Here is a 15306-nt window from a genome sequence, read left to right on the forward strand (position 1 = left end):
CTGAAGGAGAATGCACATGACGATCCAGACGCATGACTTCCCCAATGCCGCCGACGCCGACAGCGTGCTCGACGTCCACCCCGTGGCCGGGCGCATCGGCGCCGAGATCCGCGGCGTACGGCTGGGCGGCGACATCGACAACGCCACCGTCGAGGCGATCCGCGCGGCGCTCTACCGGCACAAGGTGATCTTCTTCCGCAACCAGACGCATCTCGACGATGCCGCACAGGAAGCCTTTGCCGAGCGCCTCGGCGACCCGCTGGCACACCCGACCGTGCCGGTGGCGCCGGGCTCGCGCTTCCTGCTCGAGCTGGACAGCAAGGAAGGCGAGGCCGCCTCGGCCTGGCATACCGACATCACCTTCCTGCCCGCCTATCCCGCCGCCTCGATCCTGCGCGCGATCACCATCCCGCCCGCCGGCGGCGACACGCTCTGGGCCAATGCGGTGACCGCCTACGAGACGCTGCCCGAACCGCTCAAGGCGCTGGTCGAGAACCTGCGTGCCGTCCACACCAACGCCTTTGACTATGCCCAGCAGCGCCCCGAGGCGACCAGCGAGCAGGTCCGCCGCCACCGCGAGGTATTCGCCTCCACAGCCTATGAGACGGAACATCCGGTGGTCCGCGTCCACCCGGTGACCGGCGAGAAGCTGCTGCTGCTCGGCAGCTTCGTGAAGAGCTTCGTCGGCTTCAGCCGCGAGGATTTCGCCCGGCTGTTCGGCATCGTGCAGGACCATGCGACCAAGCCCGAGAACACGGTGCGCTGGCGCTGGAGCCCGGGCGACGTGGCGATCTGGGACAATCGCGCCACCCAGCACCGCGCCATCGCCGATTTCGGCCACCAGCGCCGCACGCTGCGCCGCGCGACCATCGCCGGGGACGTGCCGCGCGGGGTCGATGGGGCGCCCAGCCGGGTGCTCAAGCCCGAGCCGGTCGCCGCGGTCGAAGCCGCCGCCTGATTTCCCACCCCACTGCCGCGCTTCCTCCGGGGGCGCGGCATTTTTTCGGAACCGCCACCCGATGCGCCTCCGCCTCGCCGCCCTGCTCCTGCTGCTGCTCCCCTCGCCCGCCGTGGTGGCGCAGGACCAGCCCCGCCCCGCCCCGCCGACCAAGCGGCCCAACATCCTGATCATCGTCGCCGACGATCTCGGCTATTCGGACCTCGGCGCGTTCGGCGGCGAAATCCACACGCCCAATCTCGACGCGCTCGCCGAGCACGGCCTGCGCCTCACCGGTTTCCACGCCGCGCCGACCTGCTCGCCGACGCGGTCGATGCTGCTATCGGGCACCGACAACCATCTGGCGGGCCTCGGCAACATGGCCGAGCTGGTCGCACCCAACCAGATCGGCAAGCCCGGCTATCAGGGCTATCTGCCCGACGATGTGGTGACTCTCGCCGAGCGGCTGCGCGACCTCGGCTACGCGACGGCGATGTCGGGCAAATGGCACCTCGGCACGCGCCCGCAGGACGATCCGACCCGCCACGGTTTCGACCAGGCCTTCACCCTGCTCCAGGGCGGTGCCAATCACTTCGGCATCGACGCGACGGCGACCCCGCTGCCCGGCCAGGCGACCTATCGCGAGAACGGCGTCACGCTGCCCAGCCTGCCCAGGGACTTCTACTCGTCCGATGCCTATGCCGCGAAACTGATCGGATTCCTCGGGCATGCCGATCCGGCCAAGCCCTTCTTCGCCTACCTCACCTTCACCGCGCCGCACTGGCCGCTCCAGGCGCCGGCGGAAGACATTGCCAAATATCACGGCCGCTACGACACCGGGTTCGAGGTACTGCAGGCCGAACGGCTGAAGCGCCAGCAGGCGCTGGGGCTGGTGCCCGCGGGCGTCAAGCCGCACCCGTTCGTACTGCCCGACGGGCGCGATTGGGCGCATCTCCCGCCCACCGAACGGCGCGAGCAGGCGCGGCTGATGGAAGTCTATGCCGCGATGGTCGATCGGCTCGACCAGAATGTCGGCAAGGTGATCGCCCACCTCAAGGCGACCGGACAGTATGACAACACCATCATCCTGTTCCTCGCCGACAATGGCGCGGAAGGCATCGACCTCGCCACCACCAAGCTGCCGACCACGGCGGCGCGGCTCAAGGCGGCGGATAACCGGCTCGACAATCTCGGCGCGGCGACCTCCTACACCGCCTATGGTCCGGGCTGGGCGCAGGCGGCGACCACGCCGTCCTTCCTCTACAAGGGCTTCACCAGCGAAGGGGGCACGCGCGTCGCGGCCTTCCTTTTCTATCCCGGCAGGAAGCGCCAGGGCGGGATCAGCCATGCCTATGGCACGGTGATGGACGTGGTGCCGACGCTGGTCGAGGCGGCCGGCGGCAGCTGGCAGGGCAGCAGCTATGGCGGCCGCACGGTGCAGCCGGTGCGCGGCGCCAGCTGGCTTCCTTATCTGCGTGGAACCGCCAAGGCGGTGCACGGGCCGAAGGAGATCGTGGGCACCGAATTGTTCGGCCGCCGCGCGATCCGGCAGGGCGACTGGAAGATCGTCGATCTCGGCGACGGCTGGAAGCTCTACAACCTCGCCGAGGACCCCGGCGAAACCCGCGATCGCGCCGCCGACCAGCCCCAGCGACTGAAGACGCTGGTGGCAGCGTGGGATGCCTATGCCAAGGGCGCGGGCGTGGTGATGCAGTCCACCCCGGCGACCTTCCCGTGAAGCCGGTCGCGCTCCTTGCGCTGCCGCCGCTGGTCGCCCTGCCGCTGCTCTGGGCGACCCGCCCGGCCGCGGCGCCCACCCCTGCCGGGCCGCCGCGGGTCTGCGCGGGCAGCCATCTCGACCGGCCGGTGCGCATCACTGCCAGCCGCTTCGTGATGGGCAGCAGCCGCTATTATCCCGAGGAAGGCCCGCCCACCGAAACCGAGGTGCCCGCCTTCGACATCGACGCGCACGAGGTCACCAACCGCCAGTTCGCCGCGTTCGTGGCCGCGACCGGCTACCGCACCGAGGCGGAGAAGCCCGGCGGCGGCGCCTTCGTGTTCGTGCCGCCCAAGACTGCGATCGACGAACCCGATCCGCGCCGCTGGTGGCGCTTCGTGCCCGGCACAAACTGGCGGCATCCCGAGGGGCCAAGCAGCAGCATCGCTGGGCATGAGGAGGAGCCGGTGGTGGCTGTCACCTTCGCCGATGCCCAGGCTTATGCCCGCTGGACGGGCCGCGCGCTGCCTAGCGAGGAGCAGTTCGAGGCGGCCGCCCGGGTGGGCATCCCGGACCCGGATGCCGAGCCCAACCCGGACCGTGCGAATTTCTGGCAGGGCAGCTTCCCGAACACCAACACGAATCGCGACGGCTACACGGGTCGCGCGCCCGCCGGATGCTTCAAGCCCAACGGCGCGGGCGCCTATGACCTGATCGGCAATGTCTGGGAGTGGACCGAGAGCTGGTACCTGCCAAGCCACGCGCCGTTCGCGGTCGGCGACGGATCACCCGGCAATCCGAGTTTCGACCCGCGCCAGCCTGACGCCAGGGCGCGGGTGATCAAGGGCGGCTCCTATCTCTGCGCCAGCAACTATTGCGCCCGCTATCGCCCCGCTGCGCGCCACGCCCAGGAAGAGACGCTTGCCGCATCGCATCTCGGCTTTCGCACCGTGAGCCGGTAACCGACTGAACCCGTTAGCCTTTGCCGTGCTGGGAAAGGTTGCCCCGCCGGTTCTCTGCCGGGTGCCGCCAAGCTCGACGCCGTCCCGGGCTGGGCGTCGCGCGAACGGTGCTCAGCCCCGGCGGATCGCCGCCGTGAACCGACGCTTGATCCAAACAACAACAAGTGCAAAATGAGATCTACAATATTTCACCGAAGAAAACATCGGTATAAATCTGCAATAAACTGTCCCCGAAATATCACATTCGCGAACATGATTGAACATTAAACGAGTTTTCATTGGACACGGATGAGTGCGGTTTGGTCTTTCCCGCTCGATGAATTCACGAAAGGTGTTCCGAATGTCCCTAAGCAGCTGCAAATTCCTAACGACCAGCTCGATTCTGGCGCTGGTGCTTGTCGCCGGAACATCGGCCCACGCCCAGGAGCGCCCTGCCGCCCCGTCCGGACAGGAGGGAGGCACGAAGGATAGCAGCAGCGAGATCGTCGTTACCGGCACACGCACGAGCGGCAAGGTCGCCGACCAGCCGGTCGTTGCGATCACCGGCGACAGCATCGTCAACCAGGGCTTCACCCAAATTGGCCAGGCGCTGACCAACCAGCCGCAATTCGGGGTACCGGCGAACAGCACGGTCGGCGGACAGGGCAGCTACGGCGCCGGCCAGTCGTTCAGCAACCTGTACAATCTCGGGGCGCAACGCACGCTGACGCTCGTCAACGGCAGCCGCTTCGTTTCGGCGGCCGCTTCGAGCATCTTCGGGGCATCGGCCGGCACGCCGGTGGATCTGGGCCAGATCGCGCCTGCGCTCGTCGAGCGCATCGACGTGGTTTCGGTCGGCGGCGCGCCGATCTATGGCTCCGACGCGATCGCCGGCACGGTGAACATCATTCTCAAGAAGAATTTCAGCGGGATCGACGTCACTGCCAGCAACGGCATCTCCGAGCGGGGCGATGGCGCGAACAGCAATGTGTCACTGCTGGCGGGCAAGAATTTCGGCGGCGGGCGCGGCAACATCACGCTCAACGTCTTCTATGACCATCAGGACGGCCTGACCACCGCCTCCCGGTACGTGACCAGCGCGGACCGGCCGTTCTTCGGCAAGACGACCAGTGCCTCGGGCCCGACGAACATCGCCTATTTCGGCGGCGACCGGTTCTCGGTGGTCACCAATACCGGTCTTCCGACCGCAATCGACAATCTGCCGTTCAACGGTCTTTCGGCGGGCGGCGCGGCGGACCCGCTGTTCGGCGCGCCCTATCAGGCGATCACCAATGCCGCCGGGCAGGCGCTCGTCTTCAACAAGGCGGGCCAGCTCGTGCCGTTCCAACATGGCACGGTGGTAGGCAGCTTTACCGACGAGGCCGGCGGCGACGGCTTCCGGACGGCCGACTATGGCAATCTGCTGACCGACAGCAAGCGCATCCAGGGCGTGCTGATGGGGCATTACGATTTCAGCGACCATCTCCGGTTCCATGCGGAAGCCTGGGCGAGCCGCAACATCGCGACCAACAAGGCCGACCAGACGCTCTACAACACCGCGCTGTTTTCGGGCCCGGGCGGCGCCGGGCTCGCCTATGGCAACTATGCCGTCTCCTCGACCAATCCGTTCCTGAGCGCGGCGGACCAGGCGACGATCCAGGCGTCCCTGGCAGCGTCCGGACAGCCGACGGATCAATTCTATCTCGCCCGCGCGAACACGGATCTGTTTGCCGGCGCCTTCACCACGCGCTCTTCGCTCGCCCGCGGCGTCGCCGGGCTCGACGGCGACTTCGCGATCGGCTCGCACAAGTTCACCTGGGAAGGCACGATCACCTATGGCCAGGTCAACAGCACCTCGAGCCAGACCGGCCTCGTCTGGCAGAACATCCAGAACGCGCTCAATGCCGTCGTCGGGCCCAACGGTCAGATCACCTGTGCGCCGGGCTACACCAACGCGCCGATCGCGACGCTGAGCAGCACCTGCGCGCCGCTCAACATCTTCGGGACGGGCAATGTCAGCCAGGCAGCGCTGAACTATATCAACGCACCCGCGATCAGCCGCCAGGTCAACAAGCAGTTCGATGCGGTGTTCGACGTCAAGGGCGCGCTGGCCCATCTGCCGGCGGGCGACCTGCAGGCGGTGGTCGGCGGCGAAATCCGGCGTGAAAGCCAGTCCTTCGATCCGGGCGCATTCTTCTCCGGCGCGTACAGCCAATATGCGGTGATCGCGCCGGTGGGTGGTTCCTACTACACGCATGAGGGCTTCACCGAAGTCACCGTGCCGGTGCTCTCGCCCGACATGCATATCCCGCTGCTGCGCGAACTGACGCTGCATGGCGCGGCGCGCTATACCGACAATTCGCTGAACGGCGGCTTCTGGTCCTATACCGGGGGCGGCAACTGGTCGCCGATCAACGGCCTGACGCTACGCGGCAACTATACCCGCTCCTTCCGGGCGCCGTCGGTCACCGAGGCGTTCGCGCCGATCGCGACCTCGTTCGAGACCGGCAACGATCCGTGTGACTCGCGCTTCATCGCGGGCGGTACCAATGCCGCGGTCCGGGCGCGGAACTGCGCCGCGGCAGGCGTGCCCGCCGGCTTCACGTCGCAGATCGTCGATTCGACCGTGAAGGGGCTCGGCGGCGGCAACCCGGCGCTGAACAACGAGATCGCCAATAGCTGGACCGTGGGCGGCAACTACGCCGTACCCTTCCTCCCCGGCCTCGTCCTCACGGCCGACTATATCCATATCGACATCAAGAACGAGATCGTGCAGCCGGGCGTCCAGAGCATCATGCAGGCCTGCTATGACTCTGCCGGCTATCCCAACTCGCCGTTCTGCTCGGCGTTCACGCGCGACCCCAACAGCCACCAGATCACCGGCTTCTCCGACACGTTCCTGAACATCGCGTCGCAGAACTATCGCGCTCTGCAGGCCTCTGCGCGCTATTCGCTGAAGCTGAGCCGCCTCGGCCTCCCCGAGGGCGCCGGCGTGCTCAACATCAGTTCCAACTACCTGCACGAATTCACGAACCAGTCGGTGGTCGGCACGGGCAGCGTGCAATATGCGCATGACGCCATCGGCGAGCCGGCCGATGCGGTGACGACGATGATCGACTGGCAGACCAAGCGCTTCGACTGGTCGTGGACGGTCCTGTATGACGGCCCAACCAAGGTGAATCCCAACAACCCCGCCAGCAACTATGAATATTATGGCGTGTCGCCTTATTGGATGGCCAACACCTCGATGGGCGTGATGGTCAACGACCATTTCCGGCTCCGCGCGATCGTGAACAACGTGTTCAACATGGGCGTGAGCTATGCCGGCCCGGTGCCCGAGTTCAGCACCAACAAGGCATTCGATGCGATCTTCGGGCGCAGCTACCGCCTTACCGCAGAGGTGAAGTTCTAACTTCGCCGCCTGCCCTGCCGTCCGCGGCAGAATAGGCGATGCGACATTATCGGGAGCGTCCGTTTTGCCGTCTCGGCATTGCTGACGCTCCCACGCCTGGTTCCGATCGGCTGCGGTGCGAAACGAGCGAGGGCACCGGTGTCGGTCGGGGAAGGGCGGCGCGAACGGGTGATCGCGGGACCTCAGCAAACGGCTCGCGGCGCCCGCCGCCATCCTCTCCCGCCCCCGCCATCATCCGTTCAGCGCCGGCCCATGGTCAGTTTCCGCGATAGGTCGAATAGCCGTACGGGCTGACTACGATCGGCACATGATAATGCGCCTTCGGATCGTCCACGCGAAAGGTGAGCGTGATTTCCGGGAAGAAGGGAGCCGACGCGCCGTTCGGATAGGCGGTCATGTCGAACTGCAGGCGATAAACGCCCGCATCCAAGCCGGCGGGATCGCCGAAGCTGCGCACCCGTCCATTTTCATCCGTTCGTGCACGGGTGACCTCCACCCAGCGCCCGTCGGCTGCCTTCTTCGACAAGGTTACCGGCACGTCCTTGCCGCCCACGCCCTTGGCGAGATCGAGAACATGGGTCGAGATTTCTGCGGCCGTCGCGGGAACCGCGAGAAACAGCAGCGGCAACGCCATTGCGGCAACGATCTTCATCCTAATTCTCCTTAAAAGCGTTTGCGGTTTGACCGACTCGCGCCCTGTTCGTGGACGCGAACGCAGCTCCTGCAAGAGGTACATCACCTGGCACGGCAGCGGCACCGCATGCGGCCGCTTCATCTTCATCCGCGGCAACCACTCGCAAAACCCTGTCGACAGGGTTGATCTGGTGCCATTTGGCTTGCGCAAGTTCCCCGGAACGAAAGAACAGATGCGGCGCGATCCGCACCGCGCCAGCGCGATGCCTCGGATGGCTGGACGGGAAGATACCGGCTGTCGGCGTCGGAGACCTGCACGGCGATCGCAAGGCTTCCGTGTACGGATTCGATGACGGCTAGCATGGAGGGCAACGACTCCTGCGAGACCCGTTGTCCACCGATTCGTGGCCCACGCACCATGGGCCCTAGCAGTACGAAATGATAATCCGAGGACTACCGACAGCGATTGTGTCGCAGTTTCCCCTGGATTTCCACAATGCCCGCTATGCACTGGTGCCCCTGGCCGGACTCGAACCAGCATGCCTTTCGGCGTTCGATTTTGAGTCGAATGCGTCTACCAATTTCGCCACAGGGGCAGCGAAGGATGCGCACGGCTAGACGAAGCTTCGCCGCGCTGCAACCCGCTTCACGTCTCTTCGCGCACCTGCGCATGCGCCAGCAATGCGAACAGCACCGATCCGCCGAGGATGTTGCCGAGCAGCGCCGGCGCCAGGAAGCCGCCCAGCACCCAGCCGAGGCTCGCCTCGCCCGCCAGCCACAGCATCCACGCCTCCACCGCGCCGGCCACCACATGGGCGAACTCGCCGAGCGAGATGAAATAGGTGCAGAACACCAGCACGAAGAATTCCTGTCGCCGCGCGCCCGGCAGCGACCAGGCGATCCCGGCCATCAGGAAGCCCGCGGGCACCGCCGCGCGCACCGCATCCCAGCCGGACAGCTCGAGCAGGCTGCGCGAGGTGTCGAGCATCGCCTTGGTGCTCGCCTGCGTGCCTACCCAGCCTTCGGTCGCGAGCCAGGCGATCAGCAGCGTGCCGGCGAGATTGGCCGCCAGTACCAGGCCCCAGAGCCGCCCCAGCCGCGCGAAATTGCGTAAGCTAGGGCTCGCCGCGACGGGGATCACCGCGGAGAGCGTGCTTTCGGTGAACAGCTGCAGCCGCCCGAGCACGACAATCACGAAGCCCAGGCAGTAGCCGATGCTCGACACCGGCAGCCGCCACGCCGTATCGGGCAGATGGCTCTCGATCAGTCCTCGCCCGAGCACCGATGCCGCCATCGCCACGCCGGCGACCACGCCGGAGAAGAACAGCGAACTCGCCGGCCGGTCGAGTTCCTCGTCGCCCTGGCGGCGAATGACTTCGTGGATGACGCGCGAGGACGCTGCCTCGCGTTCCTGGACATCCTCTTCCTCATCGGGAGGGAGATCGGGCTCTTCGCCGTCGGGCGCTTCGTTTCGGGGCTGTTGCACCGATGCTGAACGTAGATGTCTCTGGGAGGTTGCCGCAGATCGACACCAAGCGGCGAGGCCCTAGACGCGTGTCAGCAAACATTCATGTCGTCATCGCGAAGCTCTGCGACTTTCACTGGGACATTCGCCGCTCAGCCGCTGCCTCGGGGAGAATTGCACATGCTAACCATCGTTCTGCTGCTCGCAACACAAGTCGCCCCGACGACAACCACGCCAAGCGACCGCCAGCATGAGCTAAAGGTGGACATGCAACTGGATGCTGCGTTCTTCGCCGAGGCCGACCAGAATGGAGACGGTGGACTATCCCTTGAGGAGTTCGTAGCGGGCATGGACAAGCGGATCGACGCGGCGATCGCTGGGAACCCCGCTGCGCAGAAAAAGATCACGCCCGACAATCGGGCGATGATGCGTGAAAAGATGCTCGCGCCGGCTTTCCGAGGCTTCGACAAGAATTCCGATGGCATCCTTACGCTAGCGGAGATCAGGTCTGCAGCGAAGGCGAACGAAGGTACGGGAAATTTGCGTTGACCAGGGACTGACCGCATCGCTTCCGCCATGACGCCAACGAGGTAGCGGCTTGAACGAAGCTTCAGCGTCGGGCGGACGCAGCGGCGTTTTCAACATCTGCAGCAAACCGCAAGCCGCGCCGCTACCTGCAATATGCAAGCAGCGCGCAGGCGATAGCGCCCGCCAGGACAATCCCCAGCCACAGCTTCCATGTCCCGCGATCGGGTCCGCCGATGGCGCCGAGATATTCCAGGATCGCCTCGATCAGCATCGCCCGCTTAACTCCGCGGCGCCTGGCGGCGGTAGCTGAGCGCCTCCGCCACATGGATGCGCCCTACCCCCTCGGCCCCCGCGAGATCGGCGATCGTCCGGGCCACGCGCAGCACCCTTGTATAGCCCCGCGCCGACAGCCGCATCGCTTCGGCCGCCTGGGCGAGCAGCTTGCGTCCGGCATCGTCGGGCGTGGCGACCGCCATCAGCGGCTCGCCATCGGCCTCGGCATTGGTCCGCACCGACGTTCCTGCATAGCGCGCCGTCTGGACCCGCCGCGCCGCCGCTACCCGCGCCGCCACTTCCGCCGATCCTTCGGCGGGGGGCGGTAGGACGAGATCTGCGGCGGTGACCGGCTGGACCTCGACATGCAGGTCGATGCGATCGAGCAAGGGACCTGAAACCTTGGCCTGATAGTCCGCCGCGCAGCGCGGCGCGCGGGCGCAGGCCAGCGCGGGGTCGCCCAGATGCCCGCAGCGGCACGGGTTCATCGCCGCGATCAGCTGTACCCGCGCCGGAAAGGTGACATGCGCATTGGCCCGCGCGACGCTCACCACCCCGGCTTCCAGCGGCTGGCGGAGCGAATCGAGCACCGCGCGCTGGAACTCGGGCAGCTCGTCGAGGAAGAGCACGCCGAGGTGCGCGAGGCTCACCTCGCCCGGCTTCACCTTGAGCCCGCCCCCGGTCAGCGCCGCCATCGAGGCCGAGTGATGCGGCGCGCGGAACGGCCGGGTCCGCGTCAGCCGCCCGCCCTGCAGCGTGCCCGCGACCGAGGCGACCATCGACACTTCCAGCGCCTCGGCGGCCTCCAGCGGCGGCAGGATGCCCGGCAGGCACGCCGCCATCAGCGACTTGCCCGCCCCCGGCGGCCCTACGAACAGCAAATTATGCCCCCCAGCCGCCGCGATCTCCAGCGCGCGCTTGGCGGTCTCCTGCCCCTTCACCTGCGCGAGGTCCGGCCCCTGCCCCGGCGGGTCGACCTCGCCCGGCACCGGCCCCGGGAGCAGCTGGTTGCCCTTGAAGTGGTTGAGCAGGCTGATCAGGTCGGGCGCGGCGAGCACCTCCACCTGCCCCGCCCAGCTCGCCTCGGGGCCCTGCGCGGCGGGGCAGACCAGCCCCTTGCCCGCCTCGGCCGCGTGCATCGCCGCGAGCAGCACGCCCGGCGACGGCGCGATCCGCCCGTCGAGCGCCAGTTCGCCGACCACGACATAGCCCGCGATCGTCTCGGCATCGACCACCCCCATCGCCGCCAGCAGCGCCAGCGCGATGGGGAGATCGAAATGCGATCCTTCCTTGGGCAGGTCGGCAGGCGAGAGGTTGAGCACGATATGCTTGGGCGGCAGCGCCAGCCCGATCGCGGCCATCGTGGCGCGGACGCGCTCGCGGCTTTCCGCCACCGCCTTGTCGGGCAGGCCGACGACGACGAACTTGGGCAGCCCGGCGACGAGGTTGCATTGCACCTCCACCGCGCGCGCTTCCAACCCCAGATAGGCTACCGTCGAGACGCTGGCGACCAAGAGAGCCCCCTCCCCGATATGGGAGCATAGCGGCTTTTGCTCGCTACGGAAGCGGTACAATCAGCGGCGAGCGTATTGCACAGGCACCACACCTCTCCCATCTGTGGGGCGATGTGCTCCGAACCCGGCCAATTTCCGCATCCTGCGTTGACTCTGGCGCCGCTTGCCCGTAATGGCGCTCGACACGCGGCCGCCCCTGTGGCGGCCCTTTTACGTTCTAGATACTCGAGGATGAGCGATGAAGCGGACCTTTCAGCCGAGCAACCTGGTGCGTGCGCGCCGGCACGGCTTCCGTGCACGGATGGCGACCCCGGGCGGTCGCAATGTGATCCGCGCCCGCCGCGCCCGCGGCCGCAAGAAGCTGTCGGCGTAAGCACCGACACGCCCTTGCTGAGCCTCGACCGGCTCACGCAGCGCAAGGACTATCTCGCCGCCAACGGGGGAAAGCGGGCACCGATGCCCGGTTTCGTTCTGCTGGTGCGCGAACGGAACGATGCCGATCCGTCGATGCGGATCGGCATTACCGTATCCAAGAAAGTTGGCAACGCCGTTATCCGGAATCGGATGAAGCGGCGCTTTCGCATGCTCGCGCGCGAAATCCTGCCCGAGGCAGGGATAGCCGGCGCGGACCATGTGCTGATCGGCCGGAATGGCGGAATCGAACGCCCCTATGCCGATCTGAAGGCGGAACTCGCCAAGGCGCTTCGGCGCGTGCGCCCCAAGGGCGACCCCAAGGTCGAATCATGATCGCGCGGGCGCTGATGCTGCTCGCGCGCGCCTGGCAGCTGGGGCCGTCGCTGATCCTGCCGCCCACCTGCCGCTACCAGCCTTCCTGTTCGGCCTATGCAATCGAGGCGCTTCGCCGCTATGGGGCGGTGAAAGGCGGCTGGCTTGCGCTCCGGCGCATCGCGCGCTGCCATCCATGGGGCGGGCACGGCCCAGATCCCGTTCCTTGAGTTTTCCTTCCGGGGATTATCGGTGAAAGAAGAACAGAAGAATTTCATCCTCTTCGCGGCGTTCGCGGCGCTCGTGCTGCTCGGCTGGCCGATGATCAGCCACTGGTTTTTCCCGCAGCAGCCGGCCGCGCCCGCGAAGATGGTCGACGGCAAGCTGCAGCCTGTGCCCAATTCGGGCGTCGATCCGGCAACCAACGCGCCGAAGACGATTCGCAGCCGCGACGCGGTCCTGGCGGACACGCCGCGCGTCGCCATCGATACCCCGGCACTGAAGGGCTCGATCAACCTCAAGGGCCTGCGCATCGACGATCTCGTCCTGCGCCAGTACGACCAGACCGTCGCCAAGAATTCGCCGCCGATCCGCCTGCTCTCGCCGAGCGGTGCCGAGGGCAGCTATTTCGCGCAGTTCGGCTGGCAGGGCGCAGGCGCGCCCGACGGCAACACCGTGTGGAAGGCCGACGGCGCGACGCTGACGCCTGCCACCCCGGTGAAGCTCACCACCACCAACAGCGCCGGCCAGACCTTCACGGTCGAGCTCGGCGTCGACTCGAACTACATGTTCACGGTCCGCCAGACCGTCGCCAACCGCGGCGGGGCACCGGTGGCCGTGACCCCGTACACGCTGATCTCGCGCGGTCAGCGCTCGACCGATACCAGCCAGTGGGCCGCGCATGTCGGCCCGGTCGCCGCGACGCAGGACGGCGCCCATTACGTCAACTGGAAGGACATCGAGAGCGCGCCCCAGCAGTTTGCCTCGAACGGCGGCTGGGTCGGCTTCAGCGACCATTACTGGCTGACGGCGGCGATCCCCGACCAGCGCGGCGGGGTGACCATCCAGCAGCGCGGCACCGCGGCGCAGCAGTACCAGGCGGACGTGGCGCTCGCCCAGCCGATCGCGATCCGCCCGGGCAAGGAAGCGACCTACACCAGCCACTTCTTCGCCGGTGCGAAGGAAGTGAAGCTGCTCGACGCCTATCAGAAGCAGTATAACATCGCCCGCTTCGAGCGCGCGATCGACTGGGGCTGGTTCGAGATCATCGAGCGCCCGATCTTCACCTACCTCAGCTGGCTGTTCAAGCTGGTCGGCAATTTCGGCGTGGCGATCATCCTGCTGACGATCACCATCCGCGGCCTGCTGTTCCCGATCGCGCAGAAGCAGTTCGCCTCGATGGCGAAGATGCGCCAGGTGCAGCCCAAGATGAAGGCGATCCAGGAGCGCTACAAGGACGACAAGCAGCGCCAGCAGCAGGAGATCATGCAGCTGTACAAGGCGGAGAAGGTCAATCCGCTCGCCGGCTGCGCGCCGATGCTGCTGCAGATCCCGATCATGTTCGCGCTGTACAAGGTGCTGCTGCTCACGATCGAAATGCGTCACCAGCCGTTCGTGCTGTGGATCAAGGATCTGTCCGCGCCCGATCCGGCGACGATCCTCAACCTGTTCGGCTATCTCCACTTCACCCTCCCCAGCTTCCTCGCCATCGGCGTGGTACCGGTGCTGCTCGGCGTGTCGATGTTCTTCCAGATGCGGATGAACCCGGCGCCGATGGACGAGATGCAGAAGCAGATGTTCGCGATCATGCCGTGGATGCTGATGTTCCTGATGGCGCCCTTCGCCGTCGGCCTGCAGCTCTACTGGATCACCTCGAACGTGCTGACCGTGCTCCAGCAGCAGTGGCTGTATTCGCGGCATCCGGAGATGAAGGTACCCGTTGAGAAGCCGAAAGCGGCCAAGGCCAAGTGATGATGGTTCCTCCCCTTCCCTCCTCCAAGCATGAGGCCGGCGCTTTCGCTCCCCTCCCGCTTGCGGGAGGGGTCGGGGGAGGGACTGACGTGGAGGCAGCGCTGCGCGGTTGCAGCCCCTCCCCTAGCCCCTCCCGCCTGCGGGAGGGGAACGCGGGCACCGCCGCCTGCGATTTGCTGAAAGGGCCCCGCTCGCCGGGGCAGCTGAGTATCTGATGTCCTTCGACCCCGACCAGATCGAAGCCGCGCGCAAGCTGTTCGCCGGCCCCATCGCCTTCCTCAAGTCCGCGCCCGCGCTGGAGCATCTGCCCGCGCCGACGGTGCCCGAGGTGGCGTTCGCCGGCCGCTCGAACGTCGGCAAGTCGTCGCTGATCAACGCGCTGACCAACCGCAACAGCCTTGCCCGCACCTCGGTCACCCCGGGCCGCACGCAGGAACTGAACTTCTTCGACGTCGGCGAGCCGCTGCGTTTCCGCCTGGTCGACATGCCCGGCTACGGCTTCGCCAAGGCGCCCAAGGACATGGTCCGCAAGTGGCGCTACCTGGTGAACGACTATCTGCGCGGCCGGCAGGAGCTGAAGCGCGCGCTGGTGCTGATCGATTCGCGCCACGGCATCAAGGATGTCGACCGCGAGATCCTCGAGATGCTCGACGACGCCGCCGTCAGCTACCGTCTCGTCCTCACTAAGACCGACAAGATCAAGGCGAGCGAATTGGCCGAGGTCACCGCCCGGACGGTGGACGAGGCCCGCAAGCGCGCCGCCGCCCATCCCGAGATCCTGGCGACGTCCAGCGACAAGGGCATGGGCCTGCCCGAACTACGCGCCGCGGTGCTCGAAGCGATCGGCTGAGCGCGGGCGTGGAGGCACTCTTCTCCTACGGCACGCTCCAGCTCGACCAGGTGCAGCTGAGTCAGTTCGGCCGGCTGCTCGACGGCACCGACGACGTGCTGCACGGCTATGTGGTCACCGAGATCCAGATCCGCGATCCTGCCGTGCTCGACGCCAGCGGTATCGAGACGCACTTGGCACTTGTCCCCGGCGAGGGACCGCCGATCGCGGGCAGGGTCTTCCAGTTGACCGCGGACGAACTGGACGCCGCCGACATCTACGAGAGCGAGAACTATGTCCGGGTGCAGGTGCCCCTCGCCTCGGGCACCAGCGCCTGGGTGTATGTGAAAGCCTGACCCG

The 15306-nt window shown here is 66.8% G+C and carries 15 protein-coding genes and 1 tRNA gene; 11 read left to right on the forward strand and 5 right to left on the reverse strand.

Annotation, left to right across the window (positions count from 1 at the left end; translation table 11 throughout):
• Positions 1-16: 16 nt before the first annotated feature.
• From QZ670_RS13565 to QZ670_RS13580, 4 genes are all read left to right on the forward strand, one after another.
• A complete protein-coding gene (locus tag QZ670_RS13565; protein ID WP_294256327.1) occupies positions 17-958 on the forward strand; it encodes a TauD/TfdA family dioxygenase in 942 nt (313 codons plus the stop codon).
• Positions 959-1019: 61 nt separating this feature from the next.
• Positions 1020-2675: an arylsulfatase gene (locus QZ670_RS13570; RefSeq protein WP_294256330.1), complete on the forward strand. Its 1656-nt coding sequence runs from the start codon at positions 1020-1022 to the stop codon at positions 2673-2675.
• Positions 2672-3616, forward strand: coding sequence for a formylglycine-generating enzyme family protein (locus tag QZ670_RS13575; protein ID WP_294256332.1), 945 nt, complete (start codon positions 2672-2674; stop codon positions 3614-3616). The genes QZ670_RS13570 and QZ670_RS13575 overlap by 4 nt, the downstream gene beginning before the upstream one ends.
• 340 nt (positions 3617-3956) lie before the next feature.
• On the forward strand, positions 3957-7007 hold the full coding sequence (locus tag QZ670_RS13580) for a TonB-dependent receptor (RefSeq protein ID WP_294256336.1): 3051 nt from the start codon (positions 3957-3959) through the stop codon (positions 7005-7007).
• Positions 7008-7263: 256 nt separating this feature from the next.
• On the opposite strand, the gene uraH is transcribed toward QZ670_RS13580, so the two are convergent.
• The 3 genes from uraH to QZ670_RS13595 form a co-directional block, all read right to left on the reverse strand.
• Entirely contained in the window at positions 7264-7782 is a 519-nt protein-coding gene (gene uraH, locus QZ670_RS13585) for a hydroxyisourate hydrolase (RefSeq protein ID WP_294256339.1), read from the reverse strand.
• A 369-nt stretch (positions 7783-8151) separates the two neighbouring features.
• Positions 8152-8236, reverse strand: a tRNA-Leu gene (locus tag QZ670_RS13590).
• A gap of 50 nt (positions 8237-8286) precedes the next feature.
• Positions 8287-9126 (reverse strand): formate/nitrite transporter family protein, encoded by an 840-nt coding sequence (locus QZ670_RS13595; protein WP_294256341.1) that lies wholly within the window; start codon positions 9124-9126, stop codon positions 8287-8289.
• A 159-nt stretch (positions 9127-9285) separates the two neighbouring features.
• On the opposite strand from QZ670_RS13595, the gene QZ670_RS13600 reads away from it, so the two are divergent.
• Positions 9286-9654, forward strand: coding sequence for a hypothetical protein (locus QZ670_RS13600; protein ID WP_294256344.1), 369 nt, complete (start codon positions 9286-9288; stop codon positions 9652-9654).
• A gap of 121 nt (positions 9655-9775) precedes the next feature.
• Here QZ670_RS13600 and QZ670_RS13605 read toward each other — a convergent pair whose 3' ends face one another.
• Together QZ670_RS13605 and QZ670_RS13610 are read right to left on the reverse strand one after the other, a co-directional pair.
• Positions 9776-9904 carry a hypothetical protein gene (locus tag QZ670_RS13605; RefSeq protein WP_294256347.1) on the reverse strand — a complete coding sequence of 43 codons (129 nt, stop codon included), beginning with the start codon at positions 9902-9904 and terminating at the stop codon, positions 9776-9778.
• Positions 9905-9911: 7 nt separating this feature from the next.
• Entirely contained in the window at positions 9912-11420 is a 1509-nt protein-coding gene (locus QZ670_RS13610) for a YifB family Mg chelatase-like AAA ATPase (protein WP_294256349.1), read from the reverse strand.
• Between the two features lie 238 nt (positions 11421-11658).
• Between QZ670_RS13610 and rpmH the strand changes: the two genes are divergently transcribed.
• From rpmH to QZ670_RS13640, 6 genes are all read left to right on the forward strand, one after another.
• Positions 11659-11793, forward strand: a complete 135-nt coding sequence (gene rpmH, locus QZ670_RS13615; RefSeq protein WP_010545931.1) for a 50S ribosomal protein L34 — start codon at positions 11659-11661, stop codon at positions 11791-11793.
• A gap of 14 nt (positions 11794-11807) precedes the next feature.
• Positions 11808-12167, forward strand: a complete 360-nt coding sequence (rnpA, locus tag QZ670_RS13620; RefSeq protein ID WP_294256351.1) for a ribonuclease P protein component — start codon at positions 11808-11810, stop codon at positions 12165-12167.
• The gene (gene yidD / locus QZ670_RS13625) at positions 12164-12376 is read left to right on the forward strand and encodes a membrane protein insertion efficiency factor YidD (protein ID WP_066722546.1); all 213 of its coding nucleotides are present in this window, start codon (positions 12164-12166) and stop codon (positions 12374-12376) included. The genes rnpA and yidD overlap by 4 nt, the downstream gene beginning before the upstream one ends.
• Before the next feature lie 22 nt (positions 12377-12398).
• Positions 12399-14117 carry a membrane protein insertase YidC gene (gene yidC, locus QZ670_RS13630; protein WP_294256359.1) on the forward strand — a complete coding sequence of 573 codons (1719 nt, stop codon included), beginning with the start codon at positions 12399-12401 and terminating at the stop codon, positions 14115-14117.
• Positions 14118-14331: 214 nt separating this feature from the next.
• Positions 14332-14967 carry a ribosome biogenesis GTP-binding protein YihA/YsxC gene (gene yihA / locus QZ670_RS13635; protein WP_168844740.1) on the forward strand — a complete coding sequence of 212 codons (636 nt, stop codon included), beginning with the start codon at positions 14332-14334 and terminating at the stop codon, positions 14965-14967.
• An 8-nt stretch (positions 14968-14975) separates the two neighbouring features.
• On the forward strand, positions 14976-15302 hold the full coding sequence (locus QZ670_RS13640) for a gamma-glutamylcyclotransferase family protein (RefSeq protein WP_294256360.1): 327 nt from the start codon (positions 14976-14978) through the stop codon (positions 15300-15302).
• The last annotated feature ends 4 nt before the right edge of the window (positions 15303-15306 follow it).

It is taken from the genome of uncultured Sphingomonas sp. (assembly GCF_913774285.1).
Lineage (GTDB): Bacteria > Pseudomonadota > Alphaproteobacteria > Sphingomonadales > Sphingomonadaceae > Sphingomonas.